At 39.5% G+C, this 14,432-nt stretch carries 14 protein-coding genes and 1 pseudogene; 9 read left to right on the forward strand and 6 right to left on the reverse strand.

What is annotated here, in order from left to right; all coding sequences use genetic code 11:
* Positions 1 to 131 precede the first annotated feature (131 nt).
* The gene (locus tag HLV59_RS16155) at positions 132 to 2,084 is read left to right on the forward strand and encodes a PhoX family protein (protein WP_171430376.1); all 1,953 of its coding nucleotides are present in this window, start codon (positions 132 to 134) and stop codon (positions 2,082 to 2,084) included.
* A 203-nt stretch (positions 2,085 to 2,287) separates the two neighbouring features.
* A complete protein-coding gene (locus HLV59_RS16160; RefSeq protein WP_171430377.1) occupies positions 2,288 to 4,621 on the forward strand; it encodes a PhoX family protein in 2,334 nt (777 codons plus the stop codon).
* 45 nt (positions 4,622 to 4,666) lie between these two features.
* On the opposite strand, the gene HLV59_RS16165 is transcribed toward HLV59_RS16160, so the two are convergent.
* Positions 4,667 to 5,446, reverse strand: a complete 780-nt coding sequence (locus tag HLV59_RS16165) for an NRDE family protein (protein ID WP_031947296.1) — start codon at positions 5,444 to 5,446, stop codon at positions 4,667 to 4,669.
* Between the two features lie 93 nt (positions 5,447 to 5,539).
* Between HLV59_RS16165 and lgt the strand changes: the two genes are divergently transcribed.
* The 7 genes and pseudogenes from lgt to msrA all read left to right on the forward strand — a co-directional run bounded on the left by lgt (position 5,540) and on the right by msrA (position 10,429).
* Positions 5,540 to 6,358 carry a prolipoprotein diacylglyceryl transferase gene (lgt, locus tag HLV59_RS16170; protein WP_031947295.1) on the forward strand — a complete coding sequence of 273 codons (819 nt, stop codon included), beginning with the start codon at positions 5,540 to 5,542 and terminating at the stop codon, positions 6,356 to 6,358.
* A gap of 79 nt (positions 6,359 to 6,437) precedes the next feature.
* The gene (locus HLV59_RS16175) at positions 6,438 to 6,797 is read left to right on the forward strand and encodes a hypothetical protein (protein ID WP_031947294.1); all 360 of its coding nucleotides are present in this window, start codon (positions 6,438 to 6,440) and stop codon (positions 6,795 to 6,797) included.
* 9 nt (positions 6,798 to 6,806) lie between these two features.
* Positions 6,807 to 7,161, forward strand: a pseudogene (locus HLV59_RS16180) (hypothetical protein); the annotation flags it as partial.
* Positions 7,162 to 7,337: 176 nt separating this feature from the next.
* Positions 7,338 to 8,180 carry a thymidylate synthase gene (thyA, locus tag HLV59_RS16185; RefSeq protein ID WP_031947292.1) on the forward strand — a complete coding sequence of 281 codons (843 nt, stop codon included), beginning with the start codon at positions 7,338 to 7,340 and terminating at the stop codon, positions 8,178 to 8,180.
* A 44-nt stretch (positions 8,181 to 8,224) separates the two neighbouring features.
* Positions 8,225 to 8,734 carry a dihydrofolate reductase gene (locus HLV59_RS16190; RefSeq protein ID WP_003654807.1) on the forward strand — a complete coding sequence of 170 codons (510 nt, stop codon included), beginning with the start codon at positions 8,225 to 8,227 and terminating at the stop codon, positions 8,732 to 8,734.
* Positions 8,735 to 8,748: 14 nt separating this feature from the next.
* Positions 8,749 to 9,804, forward strand: a complete 1,056-nt coding sequence (locus HLV59_RS16195; RefSeq protein ID WP_171430378.1) for a DUF4105 domain-containing protein — start codon at positions 8,749 to 8,751, stop codon at positions 9,802 to 9,804.
* A gap of 100 nt (positions 9,805 to 9,904) precedes the next feature.
* Positions 9,905 to 10,429 carry a peptide-methionine (S)-S-oxide reductase MsrA gene (gene msrA / locus HLV59_RS16200; RefSeq protein ID WP_031947289.1) on the forward strand — a complete coding sequence of 175 codons (525 nt, stop codon included), beginning with the start codon at positions 9,905 to 9,907 and terminating at the stop codon, positions 10,427 to 10,429.
* Positions 10,430 to 10,486: 57 nt separating this feature from the next.
* Here the strand turns inward: msrA and HLV59_RS16205 are convergent, their stop codons facing one another.
* From HLV59_RS16205 to HLV59_RS16225, 5 genes are all read right to left on the reverse strand, one after another.
* A complete protein-coding gene (locus HLV59_RS16205; RefSeq protein ID WP_000885432.1) occupies positions 10,487 to 10,891 on the reverse strand; it encodes an ExbD/TolR family protein in 405 nt (134 codons plus the stop codon).
* A complete protein-coding gene (locus HLV59_RS16210; protein WP_001011664.1) occupies positions 10,891 to 11,511 on the reverse strand; it encodes a MotA/TolQ/ExbB proton channel family protein in 621 nt (206 codons plus the stop codon). Before HLV59_RS16210 ends, HLV59_RS16205 begins: the two co-directional genes overlap by 1 nt.
* 43 nt (positions 11,512 to 11,554) lie before the next feature.
* On the reverse strand, positions 11,555 to 12,310 hold the full coding sequence (locus tag HLV59_RS16215; RefSeq protein WP_016144264.1) for an energy transducer TonB: 756 nt from the start codon (positions 12,308 to 12,310) through the stop codon (positions 11,555 to 11,557).
* Between the two features lie 380 nt (positions 12,311 to 12,690).
* Positions 12,691 to 13,554 (reverse strand): formyltetrahydrofolate deformylase, encoded by an 864-nt coding sequence (gene purU, locus HLV59_RS16220; RefSeq protein WP_016144263.1) that lies wholly within the window; start codon positions 13,552 to 13,554, stop codon positions 12,691 to 12,693.
* A gap of 74 nt (positions 13,555 to 13,628) precedes the next feature.
* Positions 13,629 to 14,321, reverse strand: a complete 693-nt coding sequence (locus HLV59_RS16225; protein ID WP_016144262.1) for a TetR/AcrR family transcriptional regulator — start codon at positions 14,319 to 14,321, stop codon at positions 13,629 to 13,631.
* Between the last annotated feature and the right edge of the window lie 111 nt (positions 14,322 to 14,432).

The following is a 14,432-nucleotide window of genomic DNA, read 5'->3' on the forward strand; positions in this document are numbered from 1 at the left end:
TTATATAGAACACTTTTTAATCTACAAAGTAATAAACTGTCTTCAAAGTGACTTAAAAATGTAAGAAAAGTGTCATTTACAGTCCATAAAATCAACTCAACAAATATACCCACAAAATTTACGGATTTATTATGACAACTGCTTCTAACCACCCAACACGTCGCGAAGTTTTAAAATGGTTTTCGGGGATCCCTTTTCTACCATTAGGTGCGATGGCTACGGCAGCAACGTTAGCAGGTTGTAATGATAGTGATGATAGTTCTGTAGTCACTCCAACACCACAGCCAAGCAAATTAAAAAACGCAAAATTCACAGCAATGACGGCGCCAACAACCGCAGCAGATCGCGCAACAACTTTAGTGAATTCTAAATTAAAAATTGATTGGGAAAACTCAACCAGTACTGAATACAAACTTGCTTATAAATCATTCTTTAAAACAGGTGACAGCGTACCAAAACTTGGTGGTGGAACTATTATCGCGGGTGGTTATTTTGATGTTAATGGTAATCCAATTATGGATAAGTCAGTTGCTGGTAAAGAACGCCAATTCTTTTCGGACTGTCCTGATGGTTCATCTTTAATTCATTTAGAAGGTGCCAAAGTTGATGGTGTAGCAAACCCAGTGTTTCACGTTGTTCAATTTGAATATAACTCTAAAGACCAAGCAGGCGGCGACACTTACGGTCAACTACCTTCTCCAATCGCAATTTTGACTTTAGATCAAGACCCGAAAACAGGTCACTTAGAGCTTAAAAAATACTTCAATGTTGATACTGCTCCTGTTCATGGCTTATGGATCACTTGTGGTGCGAGCTTATCACCTTGGAACACTCACTTATCGAGTGAAGAATATGAGCCTGATGCATTCAATCAAGGCATTGGTGGTACAGATCCAAAATATCTTGGGAAATACTTCTTTGGTGATGAAACTAAAGCAAATCCATATAACTATGGTCATTTGCCAGAAGTAACGGTTAACCTAAATGGTACTGGTAGCATTAAAAAGCATTATTGTTTAGGCCGTATTTCTCATGAACTTATTCATGTTATGCCAGACAACCGTACAGCACTCATGGGTGATGACTACACAAATGGTGGTTTCTTCATGTTCGTTGCTGATAAGGAAAAAGATTTATCGGCAGGTACGCTATATGTTGCTAAATACATCAATACGTTAACTGAAACATCACAAGCCAGCATTCAATGGATCAAACTTGGTCACGCGACAAGTAAAGAAATTGAAGATTTAGTTGCTGGTGGAATTAAATCAACTGACATCATGGAAAGTTTAACAACCAATCCAAATGATGCTAGTTACACTGAAATCACTTTGGCAAAGAAACAGCTTTGGGTAAAACTTAAACCAGGCATGGAAAAAGCGGCCGCTTTCTTGGAAACACATCGTTATGCAGCGTTAAAAGGTGCAAGTATGGCGTTCACCAAGATGGAAGGTACTAACGTAAATATTAAAGATAAAATTGCGTACTCTGCTTTAGCTAATATTCAAGATTCAATGGTTGTTGGCGGTAAAGGTTATGTTGCGGAACATAATGTAGGATTCTCTAAAAAGATTACTGCTGGTGGTGTGCTTGCACACAAATTAGGTAAAAGCTTTACAGATAATGAAGGCAGCGCAATCAATAGTGAGTGGGTTCCTCTTTACTCATATATGCTGCTAATGGGTGAAGATCTTGCTACGAAAGATAGTTTAGGTAATACAGCGAACCCAGACAAAATTGCTAGCCCAGACAATCTGAAGTTCTCTGAAACTTTACGCACATTATTCATTGGTGAAGACTCAGGTAACCACGTGAATAACTTCTTGTGGGCATACAATGTAGATACTAAAGAGTTAACACGACTGCTTTCTACACCAGCAGGTGCAGAGTCAACAGGCTTACATGCTGTAGATTCAATTAATGGCTGGACTTACATCATGAGCAACTTCCAGCACCCAGGCGATAGCAGCAGTGTACCTGATGATGTAAAAGCATTAATTAACCAAAATTATAATAATGGTTATAGCGCAAACGTGGGCTATATCACTGCCGATCCAATTGCTCCATCGGTCACAACCAAATAATTTTTTATATACTCTAAACATTAAAGCTGGCTAAGGTCAGCTTTAATGTTTTTACATTCAACTTTCACTTTTTATGAAAATTAAATGAAAAATTACAGAACTTTTCATTAACTTATCATCAAAACGTCAACGCCTCGTCACATTCACAAACTAAGCTCATGAAGAATTTTAGAACAATCTCTTTATTTACTTAGGAATTCCCCATGACAGAGCTGACGCCATATCATGAAGACCAAGAACTGGACAATAATACTTCTGACAATATCCACTTCCGCGACATTTTAGAACAACATGTAAGTCGCCGTAGTTTAATTGCTAAAGCAGCAAGTGGTGCTGTAGCGCTAACTTTAGCCTCTACCTTAACAGGCTGTAATGATAGTGATGATGACTCAGGTCCAAACAACGGTGGAACCACGCCTGTAGATCCAAATAAAAAACCAGAAAAATTAACTTTTACCGCAGTTGCGAAAAACCATAACGATATTGTGACTGTACCTGAAGGCTATGAAGCAAATGTCATTTTTGCTTTAGGTGATTCAATCAATCCTAATTTTGGCGAATGGGATGACAATAATATTCCATCTGGTCCAAGCTTCCAGTTCCGTTCTGGTGACTGCCATGACGGTATGCATTTCTTTGGTTTAAATGCGTCAACAAAAAACTTTGATGAAAGTGTTTCAGCTGAAGGTTTATTGGTGATGAATCACGAATATATTAATCAGACTTTCCTTCATCCAAAAGGTCCAACAAAAGTTAATGGACGCCGTCCTGAAGATGAGGTCATTCGTGAAACCAATGCGCATGGCGTTTCTGTAATTCACATCAAAAAAGATGCAACAACTCAAAAAGTAGCAATTGATAAAAACTCAATTTTTAACCGTCGTGTTACAGCTTCTACCGTAATGAAATTTGCAGGTGCTGCCGCTGGCTCTAGCCTGCTGGCAACTCGCTTCTCTCCTGCTGGTAGTCAAACTCGTGGTACCCATAATAACTGCGGTAACGGTCATACGCCTTGGGGTACATACTTAACTACCGAAGAAAACTTTATTGGTTATTTCCAACGTTCAGGTAGCGATGAATATGCACGTACAGATGCAGAAAAAATTGCATTAAAACGTTACGGTTTAGGCGTTAAAAAAGATGAACTTTATCTTTATGAGAAAGATGAAAAAGGTGCTCCTAAAAAAGATAACGAAGGCAACATCATTTATTTAAAGGATAATAATGGTGAGTTAATCCCTAACGTTGATGAACAAGGGCGACAAATTTATTTAGGCGTAAGTTCACGCTACGGCTGGGAAACAGCAATTGGTCAAATAGAATCACAAGACTTATATGACCGCTGGAATGCAGATGTAAAAGCTGCACAAGCTATCCAAGACTATCGCAATGGGCCAAATACATTTGGCTGGATGGTTGAAATTGATCCGTTTGATGTTCGCCAAAATCCAGTTAAACGTACCTCATTAGGACGTTTTGCACATGAAGACAGTGCTTGTCGTGCCGTAGTAGGTCAACCATTAGCATTTTATATGGGCGATGATTCTCGCGGTGAGTACATCTATAAATTTGTCTCTACCGCAGTGTGGGATGCCAAAGATGTAAAAGGCGGCTATGCGGCTGGTGATAAATACATGAATGCAGGTAAGTTGTATGTTGCCAAGTTTAATAATGATGGTACAGGCCAATGGATTGAACTTGCTTATGGCAAAAATGGCTTAAATGAAACCAACACAACTTACCCATTTAAATCTCAAGCGGACGTTGTCACATTTGCACGTTTAGCGGGTGATGCAGTCGGTGCTACAAAAATGGACCGCCCAGAATGGTGTACGGTTAACCCAGTGAACGGCGAAGTCTATGTGACCCTTACTAACAACTCGAACCGTGGTAAAGATTACGCGACCGATGCTGCAAACCCGCGTAATTACACAGACCTCTACAACGGCACTAAAGAGCAAAAGGGTAACGTTAACGGCCATATCATTCGTTTTAAAGAAACTGATGACAAAACCTCTGCCGAAACCTTCAAGTGGGATATTTATCTGTTTGGTGCAGAAGCATCAATGGCTTCAAACATCAACTTATCTGGCCTAACCGACAACAATGATTTGTCATCTCCAGACGGGATGTGGTTTGACCCACGTGGTGTACTTTGGATTCAAACGGATGATGGTGCATACACTGATGTTACTAACTGTATGATGCTTGCAGCGCTACCGGGCCAGATTGGTGATGGTGCTCCTGCAACTACGTCAAATGGTCAACAAACTTTAGTCGGTGCTAAAGTTACAGACTCAACTTTGCGCCGTTTCTTGGTGGGGCCTAAGCAATGTGAGATTACAGGTATCGCGATGACACCTGACTACAAAGCAATTTTCATTAATGTTCAACACCCTGGCGAAGACTCGAAAAGTTACGCAACCCCAGAAAGTAGCTGGCCAGCAACCCAGAAAGATCCAAGTAACAAAACTGCACGTCCACGTTCAGCAACTGTTGTGATTACCCGTAAAGATGGCGGTGTGATCGCGGGTTAATTCTTAGATGATTAAAAATGCCGGTTAAGACCGGCATTTTTATGATCATCGATTTAAGAGAACCTGCTGCTGTACAATTTGACCACTGTGCTCACCTTGCTGAGTCTTTTCCAACCAAAGCCATTCGTTATTGGTCATCCTTAAAAAATTTGAACAACGTGTGCCATACACAGGACTTTGAATAAAAGTCGATGACAATAACTCTTCCATTTCTGGCTGAATGCCCGTATTAGGTAATAATGCAGTTGTGACCTTACGTTCATCTTCAAGAATATCCCATGCAGCGTGTTGCAAAGTTAACTCTTCCGTCTGGTGCTGAAGCATAGGCAAAAACTCTTGCGTAAAACGTGTTCGCAAATGTCTGGTTTTTTCCCAATGTTCAGACATTAAGCCATTCGAAACCACATAAACACCATTGGCTAATACTTGTGGGGCTTCACCACGGTTACTCATATAAACCGCTTGATCAGCATTTCCCATAAACAGGTTAAAGCCAGCAAAGTTCTGTTGCTGCTGTTCTAATTGTTGAGCAAATCGAATCGGCAATAAATCAGATTCTAAAAAAGCCTGAACTAAATGGCCGCGAGAAGTTTCATATGACTTTTGATCCCGTCCATCTCGAAAATTGGTCAATACAGCCCATCGACCTTGAGGTGTTATTCCCATCCAAGTACCGCCCGACTGTAAGTCTTGCCCTGCAATAATCGGCGTATGATCCCATTGATGCAATAATGCAGTTGGTCGATGATAGAACTCATCCCGATTTGACATAAGACACAAGGGCATCTCATCCAGAACATGCCATGCTAAAGCAACAATACACATCTTTTCTTATTCCCTATCTTTACACATTGAATGTACAACATTTTTCACATCATTCCGCTACAATCTGTCAAAACGTAAGATCAAGGAGCAGCAATGCTGACCTATCCTAATATCGATCCGGTCGCAATACATCTAGGACCTCTTCAAGTCCATTGGTATGGACTCATGTATTTATTGGCATTTTTATGTGCTTGGGGGCTTGCTTCCTACCGTGCCAAACAGCGTGATGGCTGGACATCAGAAATGGTTTCCGATCTGGTGTTTTACGGTGCCTTAGGTGTCGTTCTGGGCGGTCGTGTCGGCTATGTCCTTTTCTATGAGTTTGATAAATTCCTTGAAAACCCGATTTGGCTCTTTCAAGTCTGGACAGGTGGTATGAGTTTCCACGGCGGCTTTTTAGGCGTCATGATTGCGATGTTATTTTGGTGTAAAAAATACCAAAAAACATGGTTCCAAACCCTCGACTTTATTGCGCCATGTGTACCAACTGGCCTAATGTTTGGACGTTTTGGTAACTTCATTGGTGGAGAGTTATATGGTCGTGCGGTAACTGACCCAAATTATCCATTCGGTATGATCTTCCCAACTGATCCATTACAACTGGTACGCCATCCATCACAAATTTATCAAGCGATTTGTGAAGGCTTAATTCTATTTATTATCTTGTGGTGGTTTAGTTCAAAACCACGTCCACGCATGGCCGTTTCTGCTCTATTCTTAATGGGTTATGGCGTTGCACGCTTTGTGATGGAATTCTTCCGTCAACCAGATGCAGACCAAGGTTTTATTTTGTTTGGTTGGATGACTAAAGGACAGATCCTCACCGTTCCAATGTTACTGATTGGCCTTTGGATGATGTGGTATGCCTATCAAAAGAAAATTTATGACTGGGGTCCACAAAAGAACAGTTAATATGATAAATCAGAGGAGTTTCGGCTCCTCTTTTCTTTTTTATGCTACAGTTTTACTCTCCCAAAAATGAAGATATGCCATGCTGGAATTCTGGTTTGACACACAAGTCCCGACATTTAAAAAATTAGTGATTTTAATTATTACTTTGGCTATTTGTATTGGACTATATCAATACCAGCCTTTGCCTTTAGATACGATTCTCATGTTTACTGGAACGGGTGTTATCTTTTTAATCTGCCGTTATTTTAAATTACATTTTGCTCAAAAAAATCCGACTGGCTTACTTTACCGCCTGCTGACTTGGATCCCTATCGCACTGTTATTTGCACTTATCTTTGTTAAAACAATGCCGAACTTGCTGGTCTGGGGTGTTCAAGGAATTGCTTTTATGGCACTTGCAGCTTTTATCTTTTCACCTCAATCACTTTTTAATAAATAGGCTTGATATATGTTGGCTTATTGGTACAACGCTCCGCGCCACATCAAACTTATCTTTATTATTGTGGTTTGTGTTGCAATTTATGCAGCCAATCAAGTTCAGCCCTTATCGCCGATCTACACTATTCTTAGTCTTGTGTTAGGTTTTGGGCTTCACTTCGGACAATATTTAAAAACAAAGATTTCAGATCGTAGCTCACATAAATCTAACTTTCAGTTTCTAGTTAAAATTTATCCTCTCATTATTGTTGCTATTGTGATGTGGGTGCTGCCACCTCAACACAATTGGATCGCAACGATACAAGCTCTAGGCTTTGTACTGGTTGGATTTTTTCTTGTTTCAATTTATCAAAATCGCGCTAAACGTTTTGAGTAATTGCGTCCATCGAAATGTTATAGAACCATTTTTAGATTTTCATCTTGAGCTACAACAGGTATCATCTTCAGTGGTTCATGATGAAGCAGCACTATTGCGTAATTATTTATCATTGAGCTATCTCCCCCTTCTATTTGATGGAATTAATCCGAACTCGAGAGTGTTATGCGTGCATATTTAGACCTACTACAACATATCCTTGATAATGGCGGTGACAAAGGCGACCGTACAGGCACAGGAACCCGTTCTGTATTTGGTCATCAAATGCGTTTTGATCTCTCTAAAGGTTTTCCTTTACTCACCACAAAAAAAGTTCATTTTCGTTCTATCGTGATTGAGTTACTTTGGTTTTTAAAAGGCGACACCAACGTCCAATATCTAAAAGACAATAAAGTTTCAATTTGGGATGAATGGGCAACAGCTGAACAAACTGCTCGTTTTGGTCGCCCAGAACATGAACTTGGACCAGTCTATGGTCATCAATGGCGTAATTTCGGCGCAACCAAAAAGGCAGATGGTACTTATAATCAAGATGGCTTTGACCAGATTAAATGGTTAATTAATGAAATTAAAACTAATCCAAATTCACGCCGTTTAATTATTTCTGGCTGGAACCCAAATGAAGCTGGACAAGTTGCATTGCCACCTTGCCATACGCTCTTCCAATTTTTTGTACAAGACAATAAGTTGTCATGCCAGCTTTATCAACGTAGTGCCGACGTGTTCTTAGGCGTACCTTTTAATATTGCGAGTTACGCTCTACTCACCCATATGATTGCTCAAGTATGTGGTTTAGGTGTAGGTGATTTTGTCTGGACTGGTGGCGATACACATCTTTATGCTAACCATTTTGAACAAGCTAAACTTCAATTGACACGTGAACCATTACCACTATGCCAATTGAAACTAAATCCAGAAATAACTGACTTGTTTGATTTTAAATTTGAAGATATTGAAATTGTAGGTTATGAATCACATCCTGCAATTAAAGCACCAGTTGCAGTATAACGACGGCTTAAATTTCATTAGATTACGGTTTAGAGAATAAAGATATGGCATGGCAAAATGTAGAAGTTGTCCACGTTGTGGCAATGGACAAGAATCACTGTATTGGTAAAGGCAATGCGTTGCCATGGCATATTTCTGCCGACTTAAAACATTTTAAAGAAATCACCCAAGGCGGTGTGGTTGTGATGGGCCGTAAAACCCTTGAGTCGATGGGGCGTGCTCTACCAAACCGTGTAAACTGGGTAATTACCCGTGACATTAACTGGCAATTTGACGGTGTTAAAGTTGCGTATTCAATTGAAGATGCTTTAAATGCAGCTTTAGAAGATGTAAAAAATACCGAAAAACAAGCATTGTTCATCATTGGTGGCGGTGAGATATTCAAGCAAACTTTGTCGATTGCAGACCGTCTTGAACTTACTCATGTTGACTTAGATGTGCAAGGTGATGCACATTATCCAACTATACCGAGTGAATTTCATAAAACTGCGAGTGAACAGCAAGTTGATGAAAAATCAGGAACTTCATTCGAGTTTGCCACTTATAAAAAATAATTCTATGGATACTTATGCACAATATCGGAACACGTGAATTTATTATCGGTCTAGTTTTTTGGCTGTTACATAGTCTATTCACGTTGTTTATTGTGTTCTCTAGTATTTGGGTATGCGTAGCGCTCTGGGTCCAACAACCTTTCGGATGGTTAGGTAGCCGCATACTTATCGGTATCTGGATTGCTTTTGCACTGAGTATGGTAGGTTTATATGTCGAAGGTCATATTATTAGCCGCCGTACCGATATCGTAATTTATATTCTGGCATTTGCATGCTCTCTCGTCTGGTATTTTTCCATTACTGCACGTCAAGATCGCGAATGGAACCCTGAAGTTGCCAATATACTGAGCTATGAAAAGCACGGCGATGTAATCACTTTGCATAATGTTCGTAACTTCAACTGGTATCCCGATGGTACTTATGATGTGCGGTGGGAAACCCGAACTTTTGATCTTAACCAGTTAAATGGCATAAACATCATTGCCTCTTACTGGATGGGACCACAAATTGCTCATACGCTGGTCAGCTTCGAATTTAAGAATCAGCAACCTTTAGTTTTCTCGATCGAAATTCGCAAAGAAAAAAGCGAAGAGTTTTCAGCAATTGGGGGCTTTTTTAGGAAATATGAACTTAGCCTCATTGCTTCTGATGAAAAAGATATTGTCTACACGCGTAGCAACATCCGTAAAGAGCAAGTTTATAATTTTCCAGTCAATATGCCTCGTTCTGAGCAAAAAGCGCTTTTTTTAGAATATCTTAAGAAAGCGGATGAGTTACGTGAAGAACCCAAGTGGTACAACACGCTTACCAGTAACTGTACAACTCTAATTTTTGATATGGTTCAAGCGATTAACCCATATGAACTTCCTAAAGATTATCGTCTAATCGCCTCAGGTTACTTACCTAATTATTTATATGATCTTAAAGCACTTAATCAAAATATCAGCTTAAAACAGTGGTATCAAATTGCGCATATCAACCCAAGAACTGAAAATTTTGAACAGCTATCAGATCAGAGTAGTGAACACTTCTCTCAAATCGTTCGACAAGGTTTACCTAAAGCTAAATGAAATAAGTAATGCACTTTTCTTTACTTTTTTATACATGCTTTACTTTGTATTTTAAATACATAAACCCTATTGTAATAGGCAGGAAATAGAGGGAAAAACAATGCAACAGGCATTATTTGGCGGCGGCTGTTTTTGGTGCGTCGAAGCTGTATTTTTACAAATACGCGGTGTAGAAAAAGTAACGAGCGGTTATGCAGGTGGGCACACGACTAATCCTACCTACGAGCAAGTATGTCAAGGAGACACCCAGCACGCTGAGGTGATCTTAATCGACTTTGATGAACAGCAAGTAACTTACTCCCAATTACTCGATGTGTTCTTCGCGACTCATGATCCAACGACTTTAAATCGCCAAGGTAATGATATCGGCACGCAATATCGCTCTGTTATTTATTATTATAATGAAGAGCAAAAGCAAGCAGCAGAACATACGATTCAAACGCTAAAAGATGATGATCTTGATATTGTGACTGAACTATCCCCTGTTCCGACATTCTATCCAGCAGAAGAATATCATCAGAATTACTATGCAAAGAATCCTTCACAAGGTTATTGCAACTTTGCGATTCCACCTAAGTTGCTCAAGCTATATAGTAAATTCCAGCATCTGATGAAAGATCAATAAATCAGAGCAATAAAAAAGCAACCAATTTGGTTGCTTTTTTATTGAGTAAACTAAATTTTAGTTTTCACTGACAAAGGCAATATCGCTCAGTCCGGCTTCACTGGCGCGAGACATTACCTGAGCAACAGTATCATACTTCGACTCTTTATCAGCACGAAGTTGGACTGTTGGTTTTACATCACCTTGACCTGCTTCTTGGAAACGTTTTTGAAGCTCATCTAGGCTAATTACTTGAGTATCCCAAGCCACTTCACCATTTGCATTGATACTAATCGTAATTGCTTTTGGTGGTGGATCAATAATTTCAGCAGTTGTTTTAGGAAGCGTTAATGGAATCGATGGGTTGGCAACTGTTGCTGTGACCAAAAAGATGATCATTAACACCAACATAATGTCGATTAGCGGAATGAGGTTCATCTCATTCATGCCACTATCGTGGTCTTCACCCAATTGAAAAGCCATTAAGCTTGACCTCCAACGTAACTTTGCTGTGCAGTTTTAACGTCAGACTTTACAGTTGAGTCTTGCTGCAACATCGTGTCAATTAACAAGCTATGCGCTTGATCTTGTAAGTCGTGAGCAAGACCACGGTTAGCGCGTACACAGATGTTGTAAGCCAATACCGCAGGAATCGCAACTGCAAGACCAAGACCCGTCATAATAAGTGCTTCACCTACTGGTGTAGCCACTTGAGCCAAACCTGCTTGTCCGCTTTTACCTACGGCAACAAGCGCATGGAAAATACCCCAAACAGTACCAAACAAACCAACAAATGGTGCAATTGAAGCAATCGTTCCTAAAACCGAAATACCTTTATCAGCATTGGCTTTTTCAGCAGAAATCTGACGAAGTAATGCCTGCTCTGCAACCGCTTTACGCTGTTCAAAACTCAAAGGCTGTAACTTTGCTTTTAGCGAAGTGATAGCCTGAGAAAGTTGAGCATAAGCTTGTTGTTTTAGTTGGCGAGTCCCCATCAAACGTAAGATGAAAACTGTCCAGGTAGCAATCGACATTGCCAATAAGATGAAATACAGGGTTTTACTCACTGCATCTGCATGTTGCCAATAGATTGAAAAGTTCATATTGAACTCCTGATTAAGGTTAGCCGTTGGGACTCAAATTCATTTAAGGGGTTAAATCAAAGGGTTGCTCTGCTTTAATTGGATAAGCAACACCATTTTCCATATAAGGTTTAAATTTCGCACCGCGAACAGCACGGACAACTTTGTCATCTAGACTTGAAATACCACTACTTCTCGTCACTCGTACATTAATAATCTTGCCTTTCTCATCGGCTTCAATGAGTACCATGACAGAGCGTGCTTCGCCTTGTAAATCTTTTGAAGAAACTGTTAAACGTGGTGAACGGCTCCACTGTACACCCGAACCACCAATTGAAACTCTTTTCGGTGATGGATCTGGAGCAGGTTGAGCTTTAGGCGCTTCTTGTACCACTGGCTTCGGTTTTTCAACGACTTTTTCAGTAACAGTTGTCGTTGTTGTTACCACTTTAGTTTCAACTTTAGGTTCTGTCTTTACTGTTTCTTTTGGTGTTTCAGCTTTTTTCACCTGTTGAATTTTTTCCACTTTTTTAGGTGGCGTCACAGGTTTTTCAACAACCTTAACTTCTTTTACCTCTTTTTTAGGTTCCGGCTTTTTAGGCGGTTCCTTTGGCTTAGGAGGTAGTGGTTTTGGTTGCTCTTGAATTTTTACGAAACGTACCTGTAAAGGCTTCTTCTCGATTGGCTTTAATTCAGCAGGCTTAATATGGCTGACCGCCCATAAGACCCCGATATGACCAATTGCAACCGCAATTAGTGCAGTGATGACTTTCTTTTTCATCGGATTGGGAGAGTTTAAGGCTGCGGAAGATTGACTCATAAGAATCTAATTACCTAATGGATGATGATTTCAGATTTCGATTTATAGAAACGATTTCAAACATCGGATAGAACAATAAAGTGCCACAATAATAAATGAGAAGTGTTTTCATTTGCAACTATTTTTTGAGAAAAACATTTGCTCTAAATCACTCCTTTGTATCAGTTGAGTGTCTTTGCTTTTGTTTTCCAGATAGTTACATGAATTGGTATCTCTTGTTCACAATGTATTTACTTTAACTTATATAGTTAAGCTAATTTCACTGTGAATAGATCGGATCCTAACATAAATTCATTCAATATTGTTATGTTATATCGTTTCAATAATATTTTTAATATAAAAAAACACGCAAGAAGCGTGCTTTTTAAGATAAGCGTTATTTAAAAAACAACGGTCTTATTGCCATCAACAATAATACGGTCTTCTAAATGCCATTTTACTGCTCGAGCCAATACATTACGCTCAACATCTTCACCTAGCTCACGTAATTGCTCAACATTATAGTCATGGCTTACACGCTCAACGTCTTGCTCAATAATTGGGCCTTGGTCTAGATCAGCAGTCACATAGTGAGCTGTCGCACCAATCAACTTCACACCTTTTTCATAAGCTTGCTTATATGGGTTAGCACCCACGAAAGCTGGCAAGAAAGAATGGTGGATATTGATGATTTTCATTTCCCATTTCGCAACAAAATCTTCGCTTAGAATTTGCATATAACGTGCAAGAACCAATAAGTCATTGCCCTGCATCATTTCATCAATTTGTGCATAAGCTTCAGCTTTATTGTCTTTAGTGACTTTAATTACAGTAAATGGAATACCGAAGTTCTCAACAGATTCACGTAAATCTTCATGATTAGAAATGACATGTGTAATTTCACAAGGTAACGATCCACGTGCATGACGCCATAATAATTCAAGTAAGGCATGGTCGACTTTAGAAACTAAAATACCCACCTTTTTAATATCATTTACGAAAGCAAGACGCCATTGCATACCATAACGCTCAGCAACGTTCGCAGCAAATGTTTGAATTAAGGCATCTTTACGCGATTGTAAATGATCAAGTTCAAATTCAACGCGCATGAAATAACGTCCGCCCTGAGCTTCCGTCGCATACTGATCAAGCGCGGTAATATTTGCACCTTGATGGTACAAAAAGCTCGATACAGCCTGTACGATCCCAGGCTTGTCTTCACAAGTAATCAGTAAACGGGCTGTATTGGCAGTGGTCATATTCATTTGGTTAATATCACTTAATTGAGTCAAATTTTTAATAAGCCGAGTATTCTAGCGCTCTAAATAGGCAAGCACAACTATTCATCTTTTAACGAAGACAAGCTGGCGAATAGATCAGAAGGTCCCAGTGAATCAAGCAACTGCTCGTAAGTTGCTCGGCTTTCCCCCATAAGATAAGGACCTTCAAGGAAAACCATTTGACGTAAAGCCTGCCAAACCCATTTTTCTTCTAAATGGTTATTGTCACTGATATGGCCAGACATATATAAAAAGTTTGTCCAGTTGGTTAATACAATCCACAAGTTAATAATGAGCGCTTCAATTTCAGATGGCGTCATTTTCATAAGACCAGCATCGACAAAGGCTTGATAAATCTTTTGCCCTTGCTGCATCACCTGCCCCGCAAAACGCGGATAAATCTTTTTAAAGTCTTCGTTACTTTCAACTAAATGATAGACATCACGATGAATAAAACGGTAACTCCAAAGTTGACCACTTAATACCTGAAAATAGTTGATTTTGTCATTGGTCGTTAATGGTCTGTCTTCAGGTAAAGAGAGCATATCTAGAGTCTCAACCTGATATTGGTACATTAATTCCTTAATGATTTCATGCTTGTTTCGAAAGTGGTAGTACAAGTTTCCAGGGCTAATCCCCAACTCCGCAGCAATATGATTGGTTGTAACTGACCGTTCACCTCGCTCATTAAAAAGCTGCAAACTGATTTGTAAAATCCGGTCTTTTGTCTTCAGAGCTTTAGGTTGAGACATTTTAATAACCTTTAATAATTCACATGGTTAAGACTTGAACACATAAACTGACTTGACTATTTAGAGTATTTACTCTAAAAAATAAGTATATCAATATATTTGGTAAGTACC

This window comes from Acinetobacter lactucae (genome assembly GCF_013122135.1).
Lineage (GTDB): Bacteria > Pseudomonadota > Gammaproteobacteria > Pseudomonadales > Moraxellaceae > Acinetobacter > Acinetobacter lactucae.

Coding starts and splice junctions, on each gene's coding strand:
- HLV59_RS16155 (WP_171430376.1), top strand. CDS start 132: ATGACAACTGCTTCTAACCACCCAACACGTCGCGAAGTTTTAAAATGG.
- HLV59_RS16160 (WP_171430377.1), top strand. CDS start 2,288: ATGACAGAGCTGACGCCATATCATGAAGACCAAGAACTGGACAATAAT.
- HLV59_RS16165 (WP_031947296.1), bottom strand. CDS start 5,446: ATGTGTATTGTTGCTTTAGCATGGCATGTTCTGGATGAGATGCCCTTG.
- lgt (WP_031947295.1), top strand. CDS start 5,540: ATGCTGACCTATCCTAATATCGATCCGGTCGCAATACATCTAGGACCT.
- HLV59_RS16175 (WP_031947294.1), top strand. CDS start 6,438: ATGCTGGAATTCTGGTTTGACACACAAGTCCCGACATTTAAAAAATTA.
- thyA (WP_031947292.1), top strand. CDS start 7,338: ATGCGTGCATATTTAGACCTACTACAACATATCCTTGATAATGGCGGT.
- HLV59_RS16190 (WP_003654807.1), top strand. CDS start 8,225: ATGGCATGGCAAAATGTAGAAGTTGTCCACGTTGTGGCAATGGACAAG.
- HLV59_RS16195 (WP_171430378.1), top strand. CDS start 8,749: ATGCACAATATCGGAACACGTGAATTTATTATCGGTCTAGTTTTTTGG.
- msrA (WP_031947289.1), top strand. CDS start 9,905: ATGCAACAGGCATTATTTGGCGGCGGCTGTTTTTGGTGCGTCGAAGCT.
- HLV59_RS16205 (WP_000885432.1), bottom strand. CDS start 10,891: ATGGCTTTTCAATTGGGTGAAGACCACGATAGTGGCATGAATGAGATG.
- HLV59_RS16210 (WP_001011664.1), bottom strand. CDS start 11,511: ATGAACTTTTCAATCTATTGGCAACATGCAGATGCAGTGAGTAAAACC.
- HLV59_RS16215 (WP_016144264.1), bottom strand. CDS start 12,310: ATGAGTCAATCTTCCGCAGCCTTAAACTCTCCCAATCCGATGAAAAAG.
- purU (WP_016144263.1), bottom strand. CDS start 13,554: ATGAATATGACCACTGCCAATACAGCCCGTTTACTGATTACTTGTGAA.
- HLV59_RS16225 (WP_016144262.1), bottom strand. CDS start 14,321: ATGTCTCAACCTAAAGCTCTGAAGACAAAAGACCGGATTTTACAAATC.